This is a genomic window from Cupriavidus sp. CP313 (genome assembly GCF_054072015.1).
This window is the reverse complement of the sequence record NZ_JBSVZB010000004.1, coordinates 279,874-302,912: the sequence shown is the minus strand read 5'-3', so window position 1 is coordinate 302,912 and position 23,039 is coordinate 279,874. Positions and strand designations below refer to the sequence as shown.

Below are 23,039 nucleotides of genomic sequence, written 5' to 3'. Positions count from 1 at the left end.
CGAAGCCGCTTTTTGTGCATTGCTTTGTGACGCTTGCGCCAGTCGCCATCCTGTTGCGGAGTGGCGATTTCAAAGGGCTTTTACATCACAGCTGCGATCGCATCGACGACGGCATCGATGTTGCGGCTGTTCAGCGCGGCCACGCAGATGCGGCCGGTGCCGACGGCGTAGATGCCGTGCTCATTGCGCAGGCGGTCCACCTGGGCCGAGGTCAGGCCCGAGTACGAGAACATGCCGCGCTGTGCCTTGACGAAGGAGAAGTCGCCCGGCACGCCCTTGGCGGCCAGCTTGTCCACCAGCGCATGGCGCATCAGCTTGATGCGGTCGCGCATCTCGGCCAGTTCTTCTTCCCACATGGCGCGCAGTTCCGGGCTGTTCAGCACGGTCGCGACCACGGTGCCGCCGTGCGTCGGCGGGTTGGAGTAGTTGGTGCGGATCACGCGCTTGACCTGCGACATCACGCGCAGCGCTTCTTCCTTGCTGGTGGTGACGATCGACAGCGCGCCCACGCGCTCGCCATACAGCGAGAAGCTCTTCGAGAACGAGCTCGACACGAAGAAGGGCAGGCCGGAGTCCGCGAACAGGCGCACGGCGGCGCCGTCCGGTTCGATGCCGTCGGCAAAGCCCTGGTAGGCCATGTCCAGGAACGGGATCAGGTTGCCTTCCTTGACCAGTTCCACCACCTGCTTCCACTGCTCGGGCGACAGGTCCACGCCGGTCGGGTTGTGGCAGCAGGCGTGCAGCACGACGATGGTGTTGGCCGGGAAGGACTTCAGCGATTCCACCATGCCGGCAAAGTTCAGGCCGTGGCTGGGGGCGTCGTAATAGGCGTAATTGACTACCGCGAAGCCGGCGGATTCGAACAGCGCGCGGTGGTTTTCCCAGCTCGGGTCGCTGATGGCGACCTTGGCGTCCGGGTACAGGCGCTTCAGGAAGTCGGCGCCGATCTTCAGCGCGCCGGTGCCGCCAAGTGCCTGGGCCGTCACCACGCGGCCTTCCGTGATCAGCGGCGATTCCTTGCCGAACAGCAGCGTCTGCACGGCCTGGTCATAGGCGGCGATGCCTTCGATCGGCAGGTAGCCACGCGGGGTGGCCGTGGTCAGGCGCGCCTTTTCTGCCTCCTGGACGGCGCGCAGCAGGGGGATTTTCCCTTCGTCGGTGAAGTACACGCCAACGCCCAGGTTGACCTTGGTCGGGCGGGTGTCGGCATTGAAGGCTTCGTTGAGGCCCAGGATCGGGTCGCGCGGGGCCATCTCGACGGCAGAAAACAAACTCATTTGGAATCTCGTGGTCGGCAATGAATGAAAACGGGAAGGCGTAGAATGCTCCGGACTGCGCTGGCGGCTGGCAGGCCCCGTTCCCTTCCGGCGGGAAGCGGCTTGAAGCGGGGGCTGTCAACCCCAAGATTCTAGCGTATCCGCCCGTTTTCCTGAGGTTTTTCCCTAATCTCGCCGCGCCTTCTTTCGTTATTTCATTCCTTACTCGTACCGCTACCTCTCCCAGCCACCACGCCCCTTATGTCGAACCTTGCCGAAGCCGCGCCGGCCCTGGACGAAGACAAATTCGTCACATTTCCCGGCTCCCCGTTCCAGCTGTACCAGCCGTTCCCGCCCGCCGGCGACCAGCCGGAGGCTATCCGGCAGCTGGTGGAGGGCGTGGACGACGGCCTGTCGTTCCAGACGCTGCTGGGCGTCACGGGCTCGGGCAAGACCTTCACCATGGCCAACGTGATTGCCCGCATGGGGCGGCCGGCCATCGTGTTTGCCCCGAACAAGACGCTGGCGGCGCAGCTGTACGCGGAATTCCGTGAGTTCTTCCCGCGCAATGCCGTCGAGTACTTCGTCAGCTACTACGACTACTACCAGCCCGAGGCCTACGTCCCGCAGCGCGACCTGTTTATCGAGAAGGACTCGTCGATCAACGAGCATATCGAGCAGATGCGGCTGTCGGCGACCAAGAGCCTGCTGGAGCGCCGCGACACCATCATCGTGGCAACCGTCTCTGCGATCTATGGTATCGGCAACCCGACCGAATACCACCAGATGATTCTCACATTGCGCGCCGGCGACAAGATCAGCCAGCGCGATGTGATCGCGCGGCTGATCGCGATGCAGTACACCCGCAACGAGACCGACTTCCAGCGCGGCACCTTCCGCGTGCGCGGCGACACCATCGACATCTTCCCGGCGGAGCATGCCGAAATGGCGGTGCGCCTGGAGATGTTCGACGACGAAGTCGAATCGCTGAATTTCTTCGACCCGCTGACGGGCCGCGTGCGCCAGAAGATCCCGCGCTTCACGGTCTACCCGTCGAGCCACTATGTGACCCCGCGCGAGACCGTGCTGCGCGCGATCGAGGCGATCAAGTCGGAGCTGCGCGAGCGGCTGGAGTTCTTCCACAAGGAAAACCGGCTGGTGGAGGCGCAGCGGCTGGAGCAGCGCACCCGCTTCGACCTGGAGATGCTGTCCGAGCTGGGCTTCTGCAAAGGCATCGAGAACTACTCGCGGCACCTGTCCGGTGCACGCCCCGGCGATCCGCCGCCGACGCTGGTCGACTACCTGCCGCCCGACGCGCTGATGTTCCTGGACGAGTCGCACGTGCTGATCGGCCAGCTCAACGGCATGTACAACGGCGACCGCGCGCGCAAGACCACGCTGGTGGAGTACGGTTTCCGGCTGCCCTCGGCGCTGGACAACCGGCCGCTGAAGTTCGACGAATTCGAGCGCAAGATGCGCCAGGTGATGTTCGTCTCGGCCACGCCCGCGCAGTTCGAGAAGGAGAATGCCGGGCAGGTGGTGGAGCAGGTGGTGCGTCCGACCGGGCTGGTCGATCCCATCATCCTGGTGCGCCCGGCGACCACGCAGGTGGACGACCTCCTGTCCGAGATTCACGCCCGCGTCGAGGCCGGCGAGCGCGTGCTGGTGACCACGCTGACCAAGCGCATGGCAGAGCAGCTGACCGAGTTCATGTCCGAGAACGGCGTCAAGGTGCGCTACCTGCACTCGGATATCGATACCGTCGAGCGCGTGGAGATCATCCGCGACCTGCGCCTGGGCACCTTCGACGTGCTGGTGGGCATCAACCTGCTGCGCGAAGGCCTGGATATTCCCGAGGTGTCGCTGGTGGCGATCCTCGATGCGGACAAGGAAGGCTTCCTGCGCGCCGAGCGCTCGCTGATCCAGACCATCGGGCGCGCCGCGCGCAACGTCAACGGTACCGCCATCCTGTACGCGGACCGCATGACCGAGTCGATGAAGAAGGCCATCGGCGAGACCGAGCGCCGCCGCGCCAAGCAGATCGCCTTCAACGAGGCCAACGGCATCACGCCGCGCGGCGTGGTCAAGCGCATCAAGGACATCATCGACGGCGTCTATAGCGTCAGCGATGCCAGGGCCGAGCTGCTGGCGGCGCAGGAGCAGGCCCGCTACGAGGACATGAGCGAAAAGCAGGTCTCCAAGGAAATCAAGCGGTTGGAAAAGCTCATGCTCGACCATGCCCGCAACCTGGAGTTCGAGCAGGCGGCGCAGGTGCGCGACCAGTTGGCCAAGCTCAAGGCGCAGGTGTTCGGCGCCAGCGGAGAGAGCGCGCTGCCGCCCGCCTGATACGCGTGGCGCCGTCTCCGGCTGGCCTATAGTGAAATGCGTCACACCTGATCCGGGAGGCGCATCATGGTAAAGCTTGGACTATGGGTACCGCTGGAGGCCAGGCCGGGCAAGGAGCAGGAGGTTGAGCAGTTCCTGCGCGACGGGCTCGCGCTGGTGGAGCAGGAGGCCGGCACCACGGCCTGGTTCGCGCTGCGGCTGGGCCCGTCGATGTTCGGCATCTTTGATGCTTTCCCCGATGAGTCAGCGCGCGAGGCGCACCTGGGCGGCAAGGTTGCGGCGGCGCTGATGGCCAGGGCGCCGGAGCTGTTCATGGGGACGCCGCCGATCCAGAAGCTGGAGGTGGTGGCGGCCAAGCTGCCTTGATGGCGAACGACAAGGAGCTACGATGGAACGCCAGTTTGAATACGGCGGCTACGCGGTCGTGGTCAGCGCGGTCCCGAACGCCGCCGGCGGGTTTGCGGCGCAGATGCGCATCGCCGATGCCTTCGGCGAGCCTTCCGGCCCCAGCTACGAGGCGATTGCGGGCGACGCGCCCACGCCCGAAGGGGCCATCGCCCTGGCGGAGGCCGGCGCCATGCGGGCGATCGACGCCGGCGAGGTCAACTAGCCAGGCATCCCCCCATTTTCCGTGGAGAACCACAATGACCGAAATCGGCGAATGGAAGAAGAAGGTCTATGAAACCCACGAGGTGCAGGTCCAGGTCAGGCAGCGCTCACAGAGCGAATGGTCCTATACCGTGCGCGTCTGCCGCCCCGGCACCAATATCCGCGCCGCCGGCACGCTGACCGAGACCTCGCGCATCACCGAGCACTACAAATCGCGCGAGGCCGCGGAAGTGGCCGGGTTTGTGCATGGCGAGCGGCTGGCCAAGCAGCTGGCCTGAAGGGCTGCGGGTAGAATTGCGCCTGGCCGGCCGGCGACCTTGCCGTGCGCCGGTGCGCCTGCCGTTCCACTCCCGCCAAGCCGTGATCCGATGAAGACATACGCCATCCTGATGTGTTGCATGGGAAACATCTGCCGTTCCCCGACGGCGGAGGGCGTGCTGCGCGCCAAGCTGGCTGCGGCCGGGCTGGAGGCGCTGGTGGAACTGGATTCGGCGGGAACGCATGAATACCACCTCGGCCGCGCTCCCGATCCCCGCACCCAGCGCCACGCGCTGCAGCGCGGCTATGACCTGTCCGCGCTGCGCGCGCGCAAGGTCGGCGTGCCTGACTTCGATCGCTTCGACCTGATCCTGGCGATGGACCGCGAGAACCTGGCCGGCCTGGTGCGGCTGCGCCCCGATGCCGGCGCCAAGCTGCGCCTGCTGATGAGCTTCGCCACCCGCCACGACGCCGACGAGGTGCCGGACCCGTACTACGGCGAAGGCGATGGCTTCGAGCGCGTGCTCGACTACATCGAAGATGCCTGCGACGGCCTGGTGGCCGAGCTGCGCCAGCGCCTGCAAGGCAACGCCGGCTGATCCGGGCGCACGCCCCGTCGTCTTTTCTGCGGCCCGCGCCGCGCCGCCACGAGCGCCGCGGCCGGCGGCCCGATCCCACGAGAATCCATGCTTCGCAACCTGTTCCGCAAATGGCGCGAATCGCGCAATGCCAGCCTGCAGCTCGACGCCATCCTGGCCGCGGCCGATCCTGAGGCGCCGCTGGCCGAGCGCAACGGCTGGCTGATCGAGCTGGGCTTCTGGATCCGCCGCGATGGCGGGCTGGGCGCCGATGCTGACAGCCAGGAACCTGGCACGGACCGCCGCCACCCCGAGCATGTGCGGCTGCGCTACCTGCTGCAGGTGCTGGAACGGCATCCCGACTGGGCCGAGTGTTTTGCCCTGACGGTGCGCAGCCTGGTGCGCGAGAACGACCCGACCGGCCTGTTCTGCGATACCGGCGTGGCCCTGCACCCGGGCTTCGTCAGCGAGATGGTGAGCCGGCTGCAGAACCGCTTCCTGCCGCCGCCGCCCAACCGCAGCGACATGGCGGGGCTGTTTGCGCTGGTGTTCGTCGGTGATGAAGACGCGGAGTGGGTCGAGGCCATCGACGATGAACTGCTGGCGCGGCTGGCGCGCGTGCTGCAGGCCGGCAGCGCCGCCGGCGAAGCGGCGGGCATGGCGCACTATCGCGATGCGCTGGGCCAGACGCTGGCCACCAGCATCGCGGTGCTGGTCAGCCAGGTGCGCGCCACCGGCCTGAGCCAGGCAATCCGTTCGCGCCTGGCCGGGCGCGTGGAGGACACCCCGTTCTTCCGCCTGGACGAGGCCATCCAGGCCTTGCGTGAAGAGGGCCTGCGCCATGACGACAACAGCTTCGGCCACCGCCTGAACTACTTCCGTGCGCTGCTGGACGGCTGCCATACCGCGGTCCGCCATGTGTATGAGGACCTGGAGGAAAACGGCGTATCGGTCGAGGTGGTGTTCCAGATCGAGCGCATGAAGGTGCAGCTCAGCCGCATCGAGCTGCTGCTGGCGGCCTGGGTCGAGCCCCACCGGCCCGGCATGCATGCGCACCTGGTGGCGGAACTGATCCGTTCGACCCAGGCCCGGCGCAGCATCTCGCACCTGGCCGGCACCTCGTTCGCGCAGCTGGCGCGCAAGGTGGTGGAGCGCTCGGCCGAGACCGGCGAGCACTACATCACGCGCGACCGCAAGGAATACGCCGAACTGGTGCGCGCCGCGGCCGGCGGCGGCCTGGTTTCGGTCGCCACGGTGTACCTGAAGTTCCTGATCTACGGCCTGCACCTGGACAAGTTCAGTGAGGGGCTGCTGGCCTCGCTCAACTACGCCGGCAGCTTCCTGGCCATCCACTTTGCGCACTTCACGCTGGCGACCAAGCAGCCGGCCATGACCGGGCCGGCGCTGGCGCACCGGCTGGACGGGACAGGGCGGCCGGAAGGGCGCGAGGCATTCGTCGATGACACTATCGCCATGATCCGCTCCAACGCGGCGGCGATTGTCGGCAACCTGGCGGTGGTGTTCCCGGTGGCGCTGGGCATCCAGTGGCTGGCGCACAAGCTGCTGGGCGCCAACCTGATCACGCCCGCCAAGGCGATTGCCACCATCGAATCGTTCTCGATCCTGGGCCCGACGCCGATCTACGCCGCCTTCACCGGGGTGCTGTTGTGGCTGTCCAGCCTGATTGCCGGCTGGGCCGACAACTGGTTCGCGCTACACCGCGTGCATGACGTGATGGCCTACAACCGGCGCCTGCGCTACGTGCTGGGTGCGCGCGGCGCCACCCGGCTGGCGGATTTCTGGAAGCGCAACCTGTCGGGCATTGTCGCCAATGTGTCGCTGGGCTTGCTGCTGGGGCTGGGGCCGGAAATCCTGAGCTTCTTCGGGCCGCATATGGAAGTGCGCCATGTGACGCTGTCGACGGGCTCGGTCGGCGCGGCCATCGGCGTGCTGGGGCTGGATGCGCTGCGCATGCCGTCGCTGTGGCTGGCGGTGGCGGGCATTGCGCTGATGGGGATGCTGAACGTGGCGGTGAGCTTTGCGCTGGCGTTCAATATGGCGCTGCGGTCACGCAATCTGCGGCGCGTGGACCGCGCCGAACTGAGCGCGGCCGTGCGGCGGCGCATCCTGAAGCACCCGTTGTCGCTGGTGATGCCGCCGCGCATGGCAGGCCCGGAGACGGCCGCGGGCGGGCGCGAAGCGTGATGGGGACGTGCTGCGCTGCGGCAGGGGTAGTTGACTGAATTAGTCGGGTACCTTTATACTTGACGGAAACGATCAAGTATTAGCTTCACCCCCCAGAGCCCTGCACCATGAGACTGACCACCAAAGGCCGCTTCGCGGTCACTGCGATGATCGACCTGGCCATGCGCCAGGACCAGGGACCGGTCACGCTCGCCGGCATCAGCCAGCGGCAGAAGATCTCGCTGTCCTACCTGGAGCAGCTGTTTGGCAAGCTGCGCCGGCACGAGATCGTTGAAAGCGTGCGCGGCCCGGGCGGCGGCTACAGTCTGGCACGCAAGGCCGAAGACGTCACCGTGGCGGACATCATCATCGCCGTGGACGAGCCCCTGGATGCCACCCAATGCGGCGGCAAGGGCAATTGTAACGGAGATGACGGCTCCGGGCGCTGCATGACCCACGAACTGTGGGCCACGCTGAACCAGAAGATGGTCGAGTACCTCGACTCCGTTTCCCTCAAGAACCTGGTGGACCAGCAGCGCGAGCGCCAGCCTGCCGTGCTGCACGACATGCGCGAAGACGCCGCGCAGCCGGTCGCGGCCGCTGCGCGCGGCAAGGCCGACAAGCAGGAAAAGCCGGTCCGGGCCAGAATGGTGAATTCAGTTTTCAGCCTGGCGCAGTCGTGAGCGCGCCCAGGCAACGACAGCAAAACAGCGATCAGCGGTCCCTAACAAGGCAGTCATAACGATGAGCACCCCACATTTCCCCATCTACATGGATTACTCGGCCACCACGCCGGTGGACCCGCGCGTGGCGGACAAGATGATTCCGTACCTGCGCGAGCAGTTCGGCAACCCCGCCTCGCGCAGCCATGCGTACGGCTGGGAAGCGGAGCGCGCGGTGGAAGAAGCGCGTGAGCAGGTGGCCGCACTGGTCGGCGCCGACCCGCGCGAGATCGTGTGGACCTCGGGTGCGACCGAATCGAACAACCTGGCGATCAAGGGTGCCGCGAACTTCTATTCGGGCAAGGGCAAGCACCTCATCACCCTGAAGACCGAGCACAAGGCCGTGCTGGACACCACGCGTGAGCTGGAGCGCCAGGGCTTTGAAGTGACCTACCTGGACGTGAAGGAAAACGGCCTGCTCGACATGGACGTGTTCAAGCAGGCGCTGCGCCCGGACACCATCCTGGTTTCGGTGATGCTGGTCAACAACGAGATCGGCGTGATCCAGGACGTCGAGCAGATCGGCGAGATCTGCCGCGAGAAGGGGATCATCTTCCACTGCGACGCCGCCCAGGCGACCGGCAAGGTGACGATCGACCTGAACAAGCTGAAGTGCGACCTGATGTCGTTCTCGGCCCACAAGACCTACGGCCCCAAGGGAATCGGCGCGCTGTACGTGCGCCGCAAGCCGCGCGTGCGCATCGAAGCGCAGATGCACGGCGGCGGCCATGAGCGCGGCATGCGCTCGGGCACGCTGGCTCCGCACCAGATCGTCGGCATGGGTGAAGCCTTCCGCATCGCCCGCGAAGAGATGGCGACCGAGAACGAACGCATCCGCATGCTGCGCGACCGCCTGTGGAATGGCCTGTCGGACATGGAAGAGGTCTACCTGAACGGCGACCTGGAACACCGCGTGCCGCACAACCTGAATGTCAGCTTCAACTTCGTCGAAGGCGAGTCGCTGATCATGGCGATCAAGGACGTGGCGGTGTCGTCGGGTTCGGCCTGCACCTCGGCCTCGCTGGAGCCGTCGTATGTGCTGCGCGCCCTGGGCCGCAACGACGAACTGGCCCACAGCTCGATCCGCTTCACGGTCGGCCGCTTCACCACCGAGCAGGAAATCGACTACACCATCGAACTGCTCAAGAGCAAGATCGGCAAGCTGCGCGAACTGTCTCCGCTGTGGGAGATGTTCAAGGACGGCGTCGATTTGAATTCGATCCAGTGGGCCGCGCACTGACGCGCCCGCCGCAGATCATCAGAACAGAAAGCAATACCCCCGCAAAGATACGCAAGAGGTAAGCAAAATGTCATACAGCACCAAGGTTCTCGACCACTATGAAAACCCCCGCAACGTCGGTTCGTTCGACAAGAACGACGATGCGGTCGGCACCGGCATGGTCGGTGCGCCGGCCTGCGGCGACGTGATGAAGCTGCAGATCAAGGTCAACGAGGCGGGCGTGATCGAAGACGCCAAGTTCAAGACCTACGGCTGCGGCTCGGCCATTGCCTCGTCCTCGCTCGTGACCGAGTGGGTCAAGGGCAAGACCGTGGACCAGGCGCTGGAGATCAAGAACACCCAGATTGCGGAAGAACTGGCGCTGCCGCCGGTGAAGATCCACTGCTCGATCCTGGCCGAAGACGCGATCAAGGCCGCCGTCGAAGACTACAAGAAGAAGCACGGCGCCGAGCAGAAGGCTGCCTGATTCTGTCGCACTGACCACGGCATCGACGAAGGAAGACGCAACGATGATCACCATGACCGAGAAGGCGGCCAAGCATGTGGCCCGCTATCTGGAACGCCGCGGCAAGGGCGTGGGCCTGCGCCTGGGCGTGAAGACCACCGGCTGCTCGGGCCTGGCCTACAAGCTGGAATACGTGGACGAGCTGCTGCCGGAAGATGCGGTGTTCGAATCGCACGGCATCAAGGTCATCGTCGACGCCAAGAGCCTGCCGTATATCGACGGCACCGAACTCGACTATGCGCGTGAAGGGTTGAACGAAGGTTTCCGCTTCAACAACCCCAACGTCAAGGACGAGTGCGGCTGCGGCGAGTCCTTCACGGTCTGAGGCGCGCCAGCGCAAGCAAGCCCCGGTGGAGCGCAGCATCGTCGGGTTCCGCCGGGACGAGGAAGGCCACTGGGTGGCCGAACTCGAATGCGGGCACGGCCAGCATATGCGGCACGACCCGCCGTGGCAGTCGCGGCCATGGACGCAAAGCGAGCAGGGCCGCGCCGGCATGATCGGCATGCGGGTGAACTGCCTGAAGTGCGACCGCAACGAACCGCCGGCCGAGTGGGCAAGCAAGCCCGCCTGAGCGGCACCGTGGCGGCAATGGACAAAGGGGCGGCGCGGCCGCTCCTTTTTCTTGGGGAAGCAGTTGAAAGACGATTTTTTTGCGCTGTTCGGCCTGCCCGCGCAGTACGGCGTCGACGAGGCCGCGCTGGATGCGGCGTACCGCACCGTGCAGTCGCAGGCGCATCCGGATCGCTTCGCCAAGGCGGGCGATGCCGAGCGTCGCGTGGCCATGCAATGGGCCGCGCATGCCAATGAAGCGTACCGTACGCTGCGCCAGCCACTGCGGCGCGCGACCTATTTGCTGAAGCTGCGCGGCGTCGATGTGCAGGCCGAGAACAACACGGCCATGACGCCCGCCTTCCTGATGCAGCAGATGGAATGGCGCGAAGCGCTGCAGGAAGCGGTGGAAGAACGCGCAGTGGACCGACTGGATGCCCTGCTGCGCAGCCTGCGCCAGGAAAAGCGCGAGCGCCATGACGCGCTCGGCGCGCTGCTGGATGCCGGCGACAACGAAGCGGCCGGCGGCGCGGTGCGGCAACTGATGTTTATCGAGAAGATCGAGCACGATACCAGCGAGGCCATCGACCGGCTGGAAGACTGACCGGCACGTTTGCCGGGCCCGTGACACAATGGCGCCCGGCGCGAAACCCGCCCGCATGGCGGGTTCCCCTGCCGTACAAGACAGCGAAGAATTACCATGGCACTGCTCCAGATTTCCGAACCCGGCATGTCGCCGGCGCCCCACCAACGCCGCCTGGCCGTCGGCATCGACCTCGGCACCACCAACTCGCTGGTGGCCGCGGTGCGCAGCAGCATTCCTGAAGTGCTGGGCGACGAGCGCGGCCGCGCGCTGCTGCCCTCGGTCGTGCGCTACCTGCCGGACCGCACCGCCCATATCGGCTACCGGGCCCAGGAAGAAGCGGTGCGCGACCCCAAGAACACCATTGTCTCGGTCAAGCGCTTCATGGGCCGCGGCCTGCGCGACGTGGCCAATATCGAGCACAGCCCGTATGACTTTGTCGATGCGCCGGGCATGCTGCAGATCAAGACCGCCGCCGGCGTGAAGAGCCCGGTGGAGATCTCGGCCGAGATCCTTGCCACGCTGCGCCAGCGCGCAGAAGACACCCTTGGCGACGATCTGGTCGGCGCGGTCATCACCGTGCCGGCGTACTTCGACGAGGCCCAGCGCCAGGCGACCAAGGACGCCGCGCGCCTGGCCGGCCTGGAAGTGCTGCGCCTGCTCAACGAGCCGACCGCGGCTGCCATTGCCTACGGGCTGGACAATGCCTCGGAAGGCATTTACGCGGTCTACGACCTGGGCGGCGGTACCTTCGATATTTCGGTGCTGAAGCTCACCCGCGGCGTGTTCGAAGTGATGGCCACGGGCGGCGACTCGGCACTCGGCGGCGACGATTTCGACCAGCGCGTGCTGTGCTGGATCGTCGAGCAGGCCGGCCTGCAGCCGCTGTCGGCGCAGGACATGCGCCTGCTGATGGTGCGTGCGCGCGCCGCCAAGGAAGCGTTGTCGGAAGCGGACAGTACCGTGATCGATGCCGTGCTCGATTCCGGCGAGATCGTCCACCTGGCGCTGACCGACGAGACCTTCGAGCAGATCACCGCGCATCTGGTGCAGAAAACGGTGGCGCCGGTGCGCAAGGCGCTGCGCGACGCCGGTGTGACCCCCGACGAGGTCAAGGGTGTGGTGCTGGTCGGTGGCGCAACACGCATGCCGTCGATCCGCAAGGCGGTGGGCGACTATTTCAACCAGACCCCGCTGACCAACCTCGATCCGGACCGCGTGGTGGCGCTGGGCGCCGCGATGCAGGCCAACCTGCTGGCCGGCAACCATGCCCCGGGCGAAGACTGGCTGCTGCTCGACGTGATCCCGCTGTCGCTGGGCGTGGAGACCATGGGCGGCCTGGTCGAGAAGATCATCCCGCGCAACAGCACCATCCCGGTGGCGCGCGCGCAGGAATTCACCACCTTCAAGGACGGCCAGACCGCGATGGCGATCCACGTGCTGCAGGGCGAGCGCGAGCTGGCCAGCGACTGCCGCTCGCTGGCGCGCTTCGAGCTGCGCGGCATCCCGCCGATGGTGGCGGGCGCGGCGCGCATCCGCGTGACCTACCAGGTCGACGCCGACGGCTTGCTGTCGGTGACCGCGCGCGAGACCCATTCGGGCGTGGAGGCCTCGGTCACGGTCAAGCCGTCGTACGGCCTGGCCGACGACGATATCGCGCGCATGCTGCAGGACAGCTTCCGCGAAGCCGAGCACGACATGAAGAGCCGCGCGCTGGCCGAAGAGCGCGTGGAAGCCGACCGGCTGGTCGAAGCCACGCAGCGCGCGCTGGAAACCGACGGCGACCTGTTGTCGGCCGAGGAGCGCACTGCGGTTGAGGCGCTGATGGCTTCGGTGCGCGAGATTGCCACAGGCGAAGACCACCACGCCATCCACGCCGCGGTGGAAAAGCTGTCGCACGGCACCGACGAATTCGCTGCCCGCCGCATGGACCGCTCGATCAAGAGCGCGCTGGCGGGGCGCAAGGTGCAGGAGCTGGGCTGATCACCACGCCTGCACCGCATTACAGATACCAGGACACGAGATGCCACAGATCATAGTTTTGCCCCACGTCGAATACTGCCCGGATGGGACGGTGATCGAAGCCGAGACGGGTGTCAGCGTCTGCGATGCGCTGCTCTCGCACGGCATCGCGATCGAGCATGCGTGCGAGAAATCGTGCGCCTGCACCACCTGCCACGTGATCGTGCGCGAGGGTTTCAACTCGCTCAACGAGGCCGAAGAGAAGGAAGAAGACCTGCTCGACAAGGCCTGGGGGCTGGAGCCGAATTCGCGGCTCTCGTGCCAGGCCATCGTCGATGAGGAAGACCTGACCATCGAGATCCCGAAGTACACCATCAACCACGCCAAGGAAGGCCACTGAGCGGCCCGGCAGACCTCAGCGGAGAACAACCCCATGAAGTGGACCGATACCTACGACATCGCCGCAGCCCTGTACGACAAGTATCCCGATGTGGATCCCATGTCGGTGCGATTCACCGACCTGCGCCGCTGGGTGCTGGAACTGGACGGCTTTGCCGATGTGCCGGAGCGTTCCGGCGAGAAGATCCTGGAAGCGATCCAGGCTGCCTGGATCGAAGAATCCCAATAAGCAAGAACACCCTGAAACAGGCCGGCTCCGCCGGCCTGTTTGCTTAGAAGCGGTAGCCGACGCCCGCCAGGATCACGTCGGTATCGCGGTCGTAGCCGGTCACGGTGCGGTTCCATGTCAGCCGCGTCAGCCAGTGGTCGCCAAGCCGGTAGCTGGCCGAGACCGACATCAGGCCGGACCAGCGCGACGGCGGGCTGGCCGCGCCCAACCCTTTCTGGCTCAGGTCGATGGCGTAGTACGGACCCACGCCGACCCCGAGTGTCAGTTTGTCGTGGAAGAACGCGCGCGTGAGCCACGCCTGCGCGGCCACGCCGTTGCGGCGCAGCGCCGCGCTTTCTCCTTCGTTGATGTAGCTGATCGTGCCGTCCACGTATTGCCACAGCCCGCGCCGGTATTCCACCGCTTTGGCGAAGGAAGTCTGTGAATCGAAGCTGTTGACGATGGTTTCGCCAAGGAACACCGTCAGCTCATTTTGCGTGACATTGTCGGTCCGGCCCGGCGGCGGCACCACAGGCCCGCCGCGGTCACCGCGATCGAGCTGGTAGCCGACGCCCACCAGCAGCGTGTTGGTCTTGATGCTCGACGGCGTCTGCGCCCGGTTGTAGCGCGCCTGCAGCATCCAGGGGCCGCCGTTCACGTACCAGGTTGCCGCGGCGCTCAGCAGCGCGCCCCAGCCGTGGTGGTTGTCGTAGGTGCCGTCCGACCGCTGGTCGGTGGTATCGAAATAGCGGTAAGGGCCGGCGCCGAGGGCCAGCGTCAGTCTGCGGTCCAGGGCCAGGTAGCGCCACCACAGCTGGACGCTGTGGCCGTCGCGGTGATGGTTGGTGACATGGCCTTCATTCAGGTAGGTGAAGGTCGCGTACCAGTTCTCGCCGAGGTTGTGCTGGTAGGAGTAGGCGTAGCCGTAGCTGCGCTCGCCGGGGGATTCCGTCGACTGGAGGCCGCCGAGCAGAAGCAATTCCTGCCCGTACGCTGTGTGGTGCGACAGCGCCAGCAGCAGCGCGCCGGCCAGTGGGAGAAGCCGTTGCCAGGTCCTGCCAGAACTGTGGGGAGCGGGCTGCATGGTAGGGACTCCGGGCTACGGGGCGCACAAGGATCATAGCAAAGCAGCCATAAAAAAGACCGGCGACAAGCCGGCCTTGTTGTAACGGCACATTAGACGCGCCGGTGTGTGGCCGGTCACCCCGTGACCAGCGCACCGTTCTCCAGGTGCACGCGCTGGCCCACCTGCACGCCAGGGTTCTGCTCGTAAGTGAAGCTGCGATGGCTGCCATCGTCCATGCGTACGCGGACTTCGTAATGCGTGTCCTTGCTGACCGCCTTCTCGATCTGGTTGCCGGCTACGCCGCCGCCCACGGCACCCACCACGGTGCCGACGATGCGGCCGTTGCCCTTGCCGACCTGGTTGCCCAGCAGGCCGCCCACCACGGCGCCGCCGAGCGCGCCCAGGCCGCTGGTGTTGGGCTTCTGGGTCTGTGTCGGCGTCACGGAGACGATACGGCCGGCGTAGGGGCTGCCCTTGGCAGCCTGGCGCTCGGTGTCGGCACCCTGGTTGGCGCGCGGCTCGCTGTCGCGCTGCGCGGCCTGGCGTGCCGGGGCGGTGCGTGGTGCGGCTTGCGACGAACCGGCGGCGTCCTGGTTGGCCGGGCGCTGCTGGCCGTCGTTGTAGACCGGCGGCCGGGTGGTGCTGCCCGGGGCAGGTGCTGCCGTGACCGGCAGTGGCCCTTGCGGGTCTGCCTGCGCACCGGCCTGCGCCGGGAGGTCAGGGCTGGCCTTGCCGATCGGCAGCACGCCAGTGACGGCGGCGACCGCGGTCAGGCTGGCGACCACCACGGCGACGGCTGCCGCACCGACAAGCGGATGCAGCCGGCGTTGCGGCGGCAGCGGGGCAGGGGTGTTGTCGTTCGGGGTGGCTTGGCTTTGCATTGTTATGGCTCCGGTGCGGCGAAGGCCGCGATGGGATGGAACCAGTGTGGCCGAAGCGAGCGGCGTTTTCCGTTTGTTTTTGTAAATATATGTAGACGGAAAAGGGCTTTTGTATCAATGACTTATGGTTAGCCAGGGCGCGTATCCCGGGGCCGGGCTGTAACATTCGGCGGCTTGGCATGACGTTGGCGGCGCCCCAAAGAAAACGCCCCACCGGGGATTCGGTGGGGCTTCATCTTGCCAAAGCGCTTGCTCAATCTTCCCGGCGCAGGTGCGGGAACAGGATGACGTCGCGGATATTCGGGCTGTCCGTCAGCAGCATCACCAGGCGGTCGATGCCGATGCCGCAGCCGCCCGTCGGGGGCATGCCGTACTCCAGCGCGCGGATGTAGTCGGCGTCGAAGTACATGGCTTCCTCATCGCCGGCGTCCTTCTGCTCGACCTGCTTGCGGAAGCGGTCGGCCTGGTCTTCGGCATCGTTCAGCTCCGAGAAGCCGTTGGCGATCTCGCGGCCGGTGATGAACAGCTCGAAGCGCTCGGTGATGCCCGGCACCGTGTCCGAGGCGCGTGCCAGCGGCGAGACCTCGACCGGGTAGTCGACGATAAAGGTCGGCTCCCACAGCTGGCTTTCAGCAGTTTCCTCGAACAGCACCAGTTGCAGCGTGCCCAGTCCGGCGTTGAGGAACTGCGGCGCGTTGGTGTTGACGCCGAACTTCTTCAGCTCGGTGCGCAGGAAGCCGGCATCGGCCAGTTGCGCGTCGGTGTACTGCGGCGCGAACTTCTGGATCGCCTGGCAGATCGTCAGCCGATGGAACGGCTTCGACAGGTCCAGTTCGCGGTCCTGGTACGTCAGCACCGCGCTGCCGCGCGCATCGATCGCGGCCTTGCGGATCAGGTCTTCGGTGAAGTCCATCAGCCAGCGGTAGTCCGTGTAGGCCGCGTAGAACTCCATCATGGTGAACTCGGGGTTGTGGCGCGGGCTCACCCCTTCGTTGCGGAAGTTGCGGTTGATCTCGAACACGCGCTCGAAGCCGCCCACGACCAGGCGCTTCAGGTACAGCTCAGGCGCGATGCGCAGGAACATCTGCATGTCCAGCGCATTGTGGTGCGTGATGAAGGGCTTGGCCGCGGCGCCGCCCGGGATCGGGTGCAGCATCGGCGTTTCCACTTCCATGAAGCCGGCATCGGCCATATGGCGGCGTAGCGACGAGATCGCGTTGGTGCGGGCGCGGAAGGTGTTGCGCGTTTCCGGCGACACGATCAGGTCGACATAGCGCTGGCGATACTTCATTTCCTGGTCGGCCAGGCCGTGGAACTTGTCCGGCAGCGGGCGCAGCGACTTGGACAGCAGGCGCAGCTCGCGCACCTGCACCGACAGCTCGCCCTTGTTGGTGCGGAACAGCTCGCCGCGGGCGCTGATGATGTCGCCCAGGTCCCAGTGCTTGAAGGCCGCGTAGACCTCTTCGCCGACCTTGTCGCGCGTGATGTAGAACTGGATCTGGCCGCTGCCGTCCTGCACCGTGGCAAAGCTGGCCTTGCCCATCACGCGCTTGAGCATCATGCGCCCGGCGATGGCGACCTCGACCGGCGCGGCCTCGAGCGTGGCCTGCTCGGTCTCGGCGTACTGCGCCTGCAGCGCGGCGGCCTGGTGGGAGGGGCGGAAATCGTTGGGGAAGGGCACGCCTTGCTGGCGCAGCGCGGCCAGTTTCTCGCGCCGCTCCGCGATGATCTTGTTCTCGTCGACGGGGAGTGTGTCTGCGGCGGCTGGCTTGGCCTGGGCGCGGTTCGGTTCAGTCATGATGTCTTGTCGGATCGCGCGCGGCGTGCCGCGCGCGGATTCAGATGGCTTGATGGGTGCGGCTTAGTAGTTGCGGAGATCGTCCAGCTCGGTGCTGCCGAAATCCGGGCGGTGCAGGTAGGCGACGATGCGGCCGGCGGTTTCCTCGGCCGACGCCAGCTGTTCATTGGCTTTCAGCTCGCGGAAGCGCTGCACCTGGGCGAAGTCGGCATTGCGGATGGTGGCCTGCATGCCGGTGTCGATCACGCCCGGGGCCAGCGCCACTGCGCGCACGGTGCGCGGGGCTTCGGCCTGGGCGTACTCGGCGTTGACCGAGCGCATGAACATGTCCAGCCCGGCCTTGCCGGCGCAGTACGCGCTCCAGCCTTCGATCGGGCGGCGCGCCGCACCGGAGGAGATCGCCAGCACCTTGCGCGGGCAGTCGAACTTCTCGGTGCGCTCCAGGAACGCAGCGGTCATCGTCATCGGCGCCGCCAGGTTGGTCAGCAGGTGCGGCACCAGGGTCTTTTCCTGCAGGCGCGCGACCGGGCCGATCGGCTCGACCACGCCCGCGTTCAGGATCAGCGTGGCGCTGGTTGGCGGGATGTCGAGCGTATCGAGCACGCTGCCGAGCCAGCTGGCGGCGGGGCCGGCCTGCGACAGGTCCTGCAGGTGCCAGGCCACCGGCACGCCGCTCATGGTGGCAATGCGCTCCAGCTCGCTGTTGCGGCTGCGCGCCACGCAGATCAAGCGGTTGCCCGGCACGAGCAGCGCATTGGTCAGTGCCGCGCCCAGCCCGCGCGAGGCGCCGGTGATGATGTAGAGGTGATTGGCTTCGCTCATGGTGCCCCGGTCGGAGATGTCGCCCTGCCGCCGTGCCGGTGTGGCGCGGGCGGCGGTACAGCGGTGGATGGATTGCTGTGCCTGCCGCCGGCCGCGCCGGCAGGGCGGACGGCGGGTGCTGCCTTACAGTCCCTGCTTGAGGCTGGCCTCGATGAACGGGTCCAGGTCGCCGTCCAGCACCTTCTGGGTGTTGGACATTTCCACGTTGGTGCGCAGGTCCTTGATGCGGCTCTGGTCCAGCACGTAGGAGCGGATCTGGTGGCCCCAGCCCACGTCGGTCTTGCCGGCTTCGAGCTTGTCGGCTTCGGCCTGGCGCTTGCGCATCTCGTGCTCGTACAGGCGCGATTTCAGCATCGACATGGCTTCGGCACGGTTGCGGTGCTGCGAGCGGTCGTTCTGGCACTGCACCACGATACCGGTCGGGATGTGCGTGATCCGCACGGCCGAATCGGTCTTGTTGATGTGCTGGCCGCCGGCGCCCGAGGCGCGGTAGGTGTCCACGCGCAGGTCCGCCGGGTTGACCTCGACCTCGAACGATTCGTCCACCTCGGGGTAGACGAACACCGACGAGAACGAGGTATGGCGCCCGCCCGACGAATCGAACGGCGACTTGCGCACCAGGCGGTGCACGCCGGTTTCGGTACGCAGGTAGCCGAAGGCGTATTCGCCCTCGATCTTGATGGTCGCGCTCTTGATGCCGGCCACGTCGCCTTCGGACTCTTCCAGCACCTCGGCCTTGAAGCCCTTGCGCTCGCAGTACTTCAGGTACTGGCGCAGCAGCATCGAGGCCCAGTCGCACGCTTCGGTGCCGCCGGCGCCGGCCTGGATGTCGATAAAGGCGTTGGCCTGGTCCATCTCGCCCGAGAACATGCGGCGGAATTCCATGCCCGCGACGATCTCCTCGAAGCCCTTGACGTCGGCCTCGATCGCTTCGAGCGTGTCGTCGTCGCCTTCTTCCCTGGCGAGCTCAAACAGCTCGTCGGCGCCGCTGAGGTCGTCGGTGAGCTTGCTGAGCACGCTTACCACGCCCTCGATTGCCTTCTTTTCCTTGCCGAGGTCCTGGGCCCGCTTGGGGTTGTTCCAGACGTCGGGGTCTTCCAGCAAACCGTTGACTTCGTCCAGCCTTCCTACTTTGACATCGTAGTCAAAGATACCCCCGTAGATCTTCCGTCCGGGAACGGAGATCGGAGATGGCACCGGAGATGGCGTTGAGGCGTTCTGCTTCCATGATGTTCCTGCGCTTCGAAAACCTCGAATTATAGCGGATCGGCGCGGCAACCCGGGGCTTCCGGGCCGCCTCGGGCGGGCCGCGGACCGAACGGATTGGCCGCCGCGCGGTCTATCCGCCGGTGCCGGGCGACGCACGCGGCGATAATACGGGTCGCAAGCCGCTCCCCGGCGAGACAAAGAACAGGGACGAATGACGCAAACCAGACATGACATCGAGCCAGGCCGGCGCCGCGCGCTGGGCCTGCTGCTGGCCGCCGCGGCCGCGGTCGCGGCCGGCTGCGGCACCACGGGCGGGCCCGTGCCGGACGGCTACTACCGCGTTGAGCGCGGCGACACGCTGTATTCAATCGCGCGCAAGCACCGCCGCAGCGTGCGCGACCTGACCCGCTGGAACAGCGACATCACCAGCCCCAGCCAGATCGAGGTGGGCCAGCTGGTCCGCGTGCGGCCGCCGGGTGGCAGCGCCCCGGCCTCCACCGGCACCGACCAGACCGTGACCGATACGCCGCGCGTCGACAGCGGCTCGTCCAGGCCGCCCGCCAGCGGCATCCGCCTGCAGTGGCCGGCCGATGGCCGCGTCACCGGAGGCTACGCGCCGCCGGCCAGCAAGGGCCTGCGCATTGCCGTGCCGGCCAATGGCACCGTGCGCGCCGCCGCCGCGGGGCGCACCATCCATGTGGGCAACTTGCGTGGCTACGGCATGCTGGTGATCGTCAAGCACAACGACGACTGGCTGACCGTCTACGGCAACCTCGACCAGCCGCTGGTCACCGAGGGCGCCTCGGTCGTGGCCGGACAGGACGTGGGCCGCATGGGCGCCAGCGCGAGCGAGCTGCATTTCGAGGTGCGCGGCAACGGCAAGCCGGTCGACCCGATGGCCTACCTGCCGTCGCGCGGCTAAACGGGGGTAACGCCCCCCGGAGCACGCTACTGCGCGTGCTCGATCACCAACTGCACGCGGGTGACGCCGTTGAAGGTGTTGTTGTCGAGCCGGTAGGCCACCTGCGCGCTGGCGCCGAGCGAGTCGGCATGGTTGAACCAGATCGCGTCGAAGCGCTGGCTGCCGCGCCCGAGCTGCAGCTTCAGGTGCTTGCCCTTGAGCACGCTCTGGCGCAGCACGTCGAACTCGCCGCAGAAGGTCGGCGCCGGGAAGCCCTGGCCCCACACCTGCTGCTCCAGCAGGGTGACGAATTCCGGGCTGAAGCACTGGTCCTCGATATCGCCGTCGGTCTCGATCACGCGCGCCAGCTGGTCATCGGTCAGCCATTCGCGGCCGACCGCCTCGAAGGCTTCCTGGAACTCGGCAAAGCGCTCGGCGCGCACGGTCAGCCCGGCCGCCATGGCGTGGCCGCCGAACTTGAGCAGCATGCCGGGATGGCGCTTGGACACCAGGTCCAGCGCATCGCGCAGGTGGAAGCCCGGGATCGACCGGCCCGAGCCCTTGACGGTGGTCTCGTCGCCGGGGGCGAAGGTGATGGTGGGGCGGTGGAACTTGTCCTTGAGCCGCGACGCCACGATGCCGATCACGCCCTGGTGCCAGGTGTCGTTGAACACGCTTACGGTGAAGCGCGCCGACGGGTCCGGGCCGGCCAGCGGCTGCTCCAGGATCTGCAGCGCCTCCTGCTGCATGCCGGCCTCGATGTCGCGCCGCTCGCGGTTCATGCTGTCCAGCTCCTGCGCGATCTCCCAGGCGCGGTTGGCATCTTCGGTCAGCAGGCATTCAATGCCCAGCGACATGTCCGCCAGCCGGCCGGCCGCGTTCAGGCGCGGACCCAGCCCGAAGCCCAGGTCGAAGGTATTGGCGCGCGCCGCCTCGCGCCCGGCGGCGCGGAACAGCGCCGCCACGCCCGGCTGCATCCGTCCGGCGCGCATGCGGCGCAGGCCCTGCGCCACCAGGATGCGGTTGTTGGTGTCCAGCTTGACCACGTCGGCCACCGTGCCCAGCGCCACCAGGTCCAGCAGCGTCTGCAGCGGCGGCTGCGTGGCCGGGGTATAGACGCCGCGCTGGCGCAGTTCGGCGCGCAGCGCCAGCAGCACGTAGAACATTACGCCCACGCCCGCCAGGTTCTTGCTGGGGAATTCGCAGCCCGGCTGGTTCGGGTTGACGATCACCGCGGCCTGCGGCAGCTCCGACCCCGGCAGGTGGTGGTCGGTCACCACCACGTCGATGCCCAGCGCATTGGCCGCGGCCACCCCGTCGACGCTGGCGATGCCGTTGTCGACCGTGACGATCACGTCCGGCTGCTGCTTGGCCGCCAGCGCCACGATTTCTGGGGTCAGGCCGTAGCCGTACTCGAAGCGGTTCGGCACGATGTACTCCACCCGTGCGCCCAGCATGCGCAGCCCGCGCACGCCCACCGCGCAGGCGGTGGCGCCGTCGCAGTCATAGTCGGCCACGATCAGCAGGCGCTTGCCAGCGGCGATGGCGTCGGCCAGGTAGGCCGCGGCGTGGCCGATGCCCTTCATGGCCGCGGGCGGCACCAGTTCGGGCAGGTCGGTGGCCAGTTCGGCGGCGCGGGCCACGCCGCGCGCGGCCAGGATGCGGGCCAGCGTGGGGTGCAGGCCGGCGGCGGCTAGCGAGCTGGCGTGTTCGGGAGAGTATTGGCGGATGGCGATCCGGGTCATGGGCGGGGCGGCAGGTGATGTTTCGGTAGGGGCGGCGCTTGTCAGGCGGCTCTATGCGGCATAGGCGAGGTCGGAAAGCAGCGCGCGCCAGTCGCCGCGCTGGCCCATGCCGCGCCAGAACTTGCGCAGGTCGGCGCGCCGCACGGTGAACTCGGCAAAGTGGTTCTCGCCGCCCAGCACCAGCGTGATGGCGCCGACCTGACCGGCCACCAGCGCTTCCAGCGCCGGCGCGAACCAGTCGGCATCCAGCGCATGCATGCGGTCCAGCCACAGGCCCCAGTCTTCGGCGATATGCGCTTCGGTGGCGCTGTCGAGCATGGCCAGCACCGTGCCCTCCACCCCGGTGGCGCCAGCCAGGCCGGCCGGCACCGGCAGCACGCGGCTGCCGGCGGCCAACGCCAGCCCGCTCAGGAAGGGATCGTTGCTCAGCACCGTGTCGGCCAGCCGCGGCACCGGCTGCAGCGCGCCGCCGCCGTACAGCCAGACCGAATTGACTGGCGCCTCGCCGGCGGCCTCGCGGGCCTGGTTGACGCGGTGCTCATGCCAGGTCATCTGGATCTCGTTCTGCAGGCGGCGCCAGTCGCGGGCGCGCTCGCCGGCCTGCATCCAGATATCGATATTGCGGCCCGCCGCGCGCAGCGGCGTGGTCGCTTCCAGCGGGCCGAATGCGGCCTCGGGCAGGTACCAGCGCTGCGCGCAGGGCGATTCCAGCGCGATGCCGGATTCCAGCAGCAGTTCGTCGATGGCGGCGCGCAGGACCGTGGCTTCCTGCGGCCGGATGCCCAGCTGGGCGGGCGGCATCAGCACCAGGTGATCGCGCGCGGCGTGGATGTGCACCGGCTGCAGGCAGGTCCAGGACTGGCCATCGGAGCTGGCGGGGACGGCGCCGCCACTATCGGCCAGCCGCATATAGGGCGCCAGCGGCACCCGGACCGGGTCCAGCCCCGCCTTGCCGGCCAGCCAGCGCTCCTGCGGCAGGCTGCGCAGGAAGGGGTCGTCATGCTGCTCGCGCGGGCCGGGCTCGGCCCGGGTCAGCAACTTTCCGAGCGCCGGCAGCTCCAATTGCCGCAGCAGCGCGCCGGGAACGACATCGTCCCGGCCGTCGTCGCCGGCGCCCGGCGGGACGGAAAAGGGCACAATCAGGGTCAGGTGCGTCATCATGGTGGCGAGATTGTAAACTCCCGGCTGGCCGGCGCCAGTCTTGCGAGAGGCAGGCG

At 67.1% G+C, this 23,039-nt stretch carries 24 protein-coding genes; 16 read left to right on the top strand and 8 right to left on the bottom strand.

The features are described 5' to 3' along the window. Positions 1-80 precede the first annotated feature (80 nt). A complete protein-coding gene (locus ACW4E8_RS07935; protein WP_456803997.1) occupies positions 81-1,277 on the bottom strand; it encodes an amino acid aminotransferase in 1,197 nt (398 codons plus the stop codon). Positions 1,278-1,517: 240 nt separating this feature from the next. Here ACW4E8_RS07935 and uvrB point away from each other — a divergent pair, with 240 nt between their 5' ends. The 15 genes from uvrB (at position 1,518) to iscX (ending at position 13,421) form a co-directional block, all read left to right on the top strand. Then, on the top strand, positions 1,518-3,602 hold the full coding sequence (uvrB, locus tag ACW4E8_RS07930) for an excinuclease ABC subunit UvrB (RefSeq protein ID WP_456803996.1): 2,085 nt from the start codon (positions 1,518-1,520) through the stop codon (positions 3,600-3,602). A gap of 66 nt (positions 3,603-3,668) precedes the next feature. After that, positions 3,669-3,968 carry a putative quinol monooxygenase gene (locus tag ACW4E8_RS07925; RefSeq protein WP_013956111.1) on the top strand — a complete coding sequence of 100 codons (300 nt, stop codon included), beginning with the start codon at positions 3,669-3,671 and terminating at the stop codon, positions 3,966-3,968. Positions 3,969-3,990: 22 nt separating this feature from the next. Next, positions 3,991-4,212 (top strand): hypothetical protein, encoded by a 222-nt coding sequence (locus ACW4E8_RS07920; RefSeq protein ID WP_010809031.1) that lies wholly within the window; start codon positions 3,991-3,993, stop codon positions 4,210-4,212. Positions 4,213-4,246: 34 nt separating this feature from the next. After that, on the top strand, positions 4,247-4,489 hold the full coding sequence (locus ACW4E8_RS07915) for a hypothetical protein (RefSeq protein WP_456803995.1): 243 nt from the start codon (positions 4,247-4,249) through the stop codon (positions 4,487-4,489). Between the two features lie 90 nt (positions 4,490-4,579). Next, positions 4,580-5,068, top strand: coding sequence for a low molecular weight protein-tyrosine-phosphatase (locus ACW4E8_RS07910; protein WP_456803994.1), 489 nt, complete (start codon positions 4,580-4,582; stop codon positions 5,066-5,068). A gap of 87 nt (positions 5,069-5,155) precedes the next feature. After that, positions 5,156-7,252: a site-specific recombinase gene (locus tag ACW4E8_RS07905; protein WP_456803993.1), complete on the top strand. Its 2,097-nt coding sequence runs from the start codon at positions 5,156-5,158 to the stop codon at positions 7,250-7,252. Between the two features lie 107 nt (positions 7,253-7,359). Further along, positions 7,360-7,914 (top strand): Fe-S cluster assembly transcriptional regulator IscR, encoded by a 555-nt coding sequence (gene iscR / locus ACW4E8_RS07900; protein WP_011614910.1) that lies wholly within the window; start codon positions 7,360-7,362, stop codon positions 7,912-7,914. Between the two features lie 55 nt (positions 7,915-7,969). Continuing rightward, positions 7,970-9,193 (top strand): IscS subfamily cysteine desulfurase, encoded by a 1,224-nt coding sequence (locus ACW4E8_RS07895; protein ID WP_456804109.1) that lies wholly within the window; start codon positions 7,970-7,972, stop codon positions 9,191-9,193. Positions 9,194-9,260: 67 nt separating this feature from the next. Continuing rightward, positions 9,261-9,659, top strand: a complete 399-nt coding sequence (iscU, locus tag ACW4E8_RS07890; RefSeq protein WP_010809025.1) for a Fe-S cluster assembly scaffold IscU — start codon at positions 9,261-9,263, stop codon at positions 9,657-9,659. 43 nt (positions 9,660-9,702) lie between these two features. Then, entirely contained in the window at positions 9,703-10,023 is a 321-nt protein-coding gene (gene iscA / locus ACW4E8_RS07885; RefSeq protein WP_010809024.1) for an iron-sulfur cluster assembly protein IscA, read from the top strand. Positions 10,024-10,048: 25 nt separating this feature from the next. After that, a complete protein-coding gene (locus tag ACW4E8_RS07880) occupies positions 10,049-10,270 on the top strand; it encodes a DUF3565 domain-containing protein (protein ID WP_456803992.1) in 222 nt (73 codons plus the stop codon). Between the two features lie 63 nt (positions 10,271-10,333). Further along, the gene (gene hscB, locus ACW4E8_RS07875; protein ID WP_456803991.1) at positions 10,334-10,852 is read left to right on the top strand and encodes a Fe-S protein assembly co-chaperone HscB; all 519 of its coding nucleotides are present in this window, start codon (positions 10,334-10,336) and stop codon (positions 10,850-10,852) included. Between the two features lie 96 nt (positions 10,853-10,948). Continuing rightward, positions 10,949-12,814, top strand: coding sequence for a Fe-S protein assembly chaperone HscA (gene hscA / locus ACW4E8_RS07870; RefSeq protein ID WP_456803990.1), 1,866 nt, complete (start codon positions 10,949-10,951; stop codon positions 12,812-12,814). 40 nt (positions 12,815-12,854) lie between these two features. Continuing rightward, complete coding sequence (fdx, locus tag ACW4E8_RS07865; RefSeq protein ID WP_013956120.1) at positions 12,855-13,193, top strand: ISC system 2Fe-2S type ferredoxin; 339 nt, start codon at positions 12,855-12,857, stop codon at positions 13,191-13,193. A 33-nt stretch (positions 13,194-13,226) separates the two neighbouring features. Beyond that, positions 13,227-13,421 (top strand): Fe-S cluster assembly protein IscX, encoded by a 195-nt coding sequence (gene iscX, locus ACW4E8_RS07860; protein WP_013956121.1) that lies wholly within the window; start codon positions 13,227-13,229, stop codon positions 13,419-13,421. A gap of 43 nt (positions 13,422-13,464) precedes the next feature. Here the strand turns inward: iscX and ACW4E8_RS07855 are convergent, their stop codons facing one another. The 5 genes from ACW4E8_RS07855 to prfB all read right to left on the bottom strand — a co-directional run bounded on the left by ACW4E8_RS07855 (position 13,465) and on the right by prfB (position 19,195). Next, a complete protein-coding gene (locus ACW4E8_RS07855; RefSeq protein ID WP_456803989.1) occupies positions 13,465-14,484 on the bottom strand; it encodes a hypothetical protein in 1,020 nt (339 codons plus the stop codon). A 116-nt stretch (positions 14,485-14,600) separates the two neighbouring features. Continuing rightward, on the bottom strand, positions 14,601-15,347 hold the full coding sequence (locus tag ACW4E8_RS07850) for a glycine zipper 2TM domain-containing protein (protein WP_456803988.1): 747 nt from the start codon (positions 15,345-15,347) through the stop codon (positions 14,601-14,603). A gap of 253 nt (positions 15,348-15,600) precedes the next feature. Beyond that, positions 15,601-17,145 carry a lysine--tRNA ligase gene (gene lysS / locus ACW4E8_RS07845; RefSeq protein ID WP_456803987.1) on the bottom strand — a complete coding sequence of 515 codons (1,545 nt, stop codon included), beginning with the start codon at positions 17,143-17,145 and terminating at the stop codon, positions 15,601-15,603. A gap of 63 nt (positions 17,146-17,208) precedes the next feature. Next, complete coding sequence (locus ACW4E8_RS07840) at positions 17,209-17,967, bottom strand: SDR family oxidoreductase (RefSeq protein ID WP_456803986.1); 759 nt, start codon at positions 17,965-17,967, stop codon at positions 17,209-17,211. Between the two features lie 123 nt (positions 17,968-18,090). Continuing rightward, positions 18,091-19,195 (bottom strand): peptide chain release factor 2 gene (prfB, locus tag ACW4E8_RS07835; protein ID WP_456803985.1). Its coding sequence is split into 2 segments (ribosomal slippage): positions 18,091-19,113 and positions 19,115-19,195, totalling 1,104 coding nucleotides; the frame shifts between segments, so codons are not numbered across the junction. A gap of 192 nt (positions 19,196-19,387) precedes the next feature. Here prfB and ACW4E8_RS07830 point away from each other — a divergent pair. Continuing rightward, positions 19,388-20,098, top strand: coding sequence for a peptidoglycan DD-metalloendopeptidase family protein (locus tag ACW4E8_RS07830; RefSeq protein WP_456803984.1), 711 nt, complete (start codon positions 19,388-19,390; stop codon positions 20,096-20,098). Positions 20,099-20,124: 26 nt separating this feature from the next. Here ACW4E8_RS07830 and recJ read toward each other — a convergent pair whose 3' ends face one another. Both recJ and ACW4E8_RS07820 read right to left on the bottom strand, forming a co-directional pair. Beyond that, a complete protein-coding gene (recJ, locus tag ACW4E8_RS07825) occupies positions 20,125-21,822 on the bottom strand; it encodes a single-stranded-DNA-specific exonuclease RecJ (protein WP_456803983.1) in 1,698 nt (565 codons plus the stop codon). Between the two features lie 51 nt (positions 21,823-21,873). Continuing rightward, the gene (locus tag ACW4E8_RS07820) at positions 21,874-22,983 is read right to left on the bottom strand and encodes a hypothetical protein (RefSeq protein WP_456803982.1); all 1,110 of its coding nucleotides are present in this window, start codon (positions 22,981-22,983) and stop codon (positions 21,874-21,876) included. Positions 22,984-23,039: the final 56 nt, after the last annotated feature.

What these genes read in the sequence shown, in the direction of transcription:
- ACW4E8_RS07935 (WP_456803997.1), bottom strand. Translation starts at nt 1,277, where the DNA reads ATGAGTTTGTTTTCTGCCGTCGAGATGGCCCCGCGCGACCCGATCCTG.
- uvrB (WP_456803996.1), top strand. Translation starts at nt 1,518, where the DNA reads ATGTCGAACCTTGCCGAAGCCGCGCCGGCCCTGGACGAAGACAAATTC.
- ACW4E8_RS07925 (WP_013956111.1), top strand. Translation starts at nt 3,669, where the DNA reads ATGGTAAAGCTTGGACTATGGGTACCGCTGGAGGCCAGGCCGGGCAAG.
- ACW4E8_RS07920 (WP_010809031.1), top strand. Translation starts at nt 3,991, where the DNA reads ATGGAACGCCAGTTTGAATACGGCGGCTACGCGGTCGTGGTCAGCGCG.
- ACW4E8_RS07915 (WP_456803995.1), top strand. Translation starts at nt 4,247, where the DNA reads ATGACCGAAATCGGCGAATGGAAGAAGAAGGTCTATGAAACCCACGAG.
- ACW4E8_RS07910 (WP_456803994.1), top strand. Translation starts at nt 4,580, where the DNA reads ATGAAGACATACGCCATCCTGATGTGTTGCATGGGAAACATCTGCCGT.
- ACW4E8_RS07905 (WP_456803993.1), top strand. Translation starts at nt 5,156, where the DNA reads ATGCTTCGCAACCTGTTCCGCAAATGGCGCGAATCGCGCAATGCCAGC.
- iscR (WP_011614910.1), top strand. Translation starts at nt 7,360, where the DNA reads ATGAGACTGACCACCAAAGGCCGCTTCGCGGTCACTGCGATGATCGAC.
- iscU (WP_010809025.1), top strand. Translation starts at nt 9,261, where the DNA reads ATGTCATACAGCACCAAGGTTCTCGACCACTATGAAAACCCCCGCAAC.
- iscA (WP_010809024.1), top strand. Translation starts at nt 9,703, where the DNA reads ATGATCACCATGACCGAGAAGGCGGCCAAGCATGTGGCCCGCTATCTG.
- hscA (WP_456803990.1), top strand. Translation starts at nt 10,949, where the DNA reads ATGGCACTGCTCCAGATTTCCGAACCCGGCATGTCGCCGGCGCCCCAC.
- fdx (WP_013956120.1), top strand. Translation starts at nt 12,855, where the DNA reads ATGCCACAGATCATAGTTTTGCCCCACGTCGAATACTGCCCGGATGGG.
- iscX (WP_013956121.1), top strand. Translation starts at nt 13,227, where the DNA reads ATGAAGTGGACCGATACCTACGACATCGCCGCAGCCCTGTACGACAAG.
- ACW4E8_RS07855 (WP_456803989.1), bottom strand. Translation starts at nt 14,484, where the DNA reads ATGCAGCCCGCTCCCCACAGTTCTGGCAGGACCTGGCAACGGCTTCTC.
- ACW4E8_RS07850 (WP_456803988.1), bottom strand. Translation starts at nt 15,347, where the DNA reads ATGCAAAGCCAAGCCACCCCGAACGACAACACCCCTGCCCCGCTGCCG.
- lysS (WP_456803987.1), bottom strand. Translation starts at nt 17,145, where the DNA reads ATGACTGAACCGAACCGCGCCCAGGCCAAGCCAGCCGCCGCAGACACA.
- ACW4E8_RS07840 (WP_456803986.1), bottom strand. Translation starts at nt 17,967, where the DNA reads ATGAGCGAAGCCAATCACCTCTACATCATCACCGGCGCCTCGCGCGGG.
- ACW4E8_RS07830 (WP_456803984.1), top strand. Translation starts at nt 19,388, where the DNA reads ATGACGCAAACCAGACATGACATCGAGCCAGGCCGGCGCCGCGCGCTG.
- recJ (WP_456803983.1), bottom strand. Translation starts at nt 21,822, where the DNA reads ATGACCCGGATCGCCATCCGCCAATACTCTCCCGAACACGCCAGCTCG.
- ACW4E8_RS07820 (WP_456803982.1), bottom strand. Translation starts at nt 22,983, where the DNA reads ATGATGACGCACCTGACCCTGATTGTGCCCTTTTCCGTCCCGCCGGGC.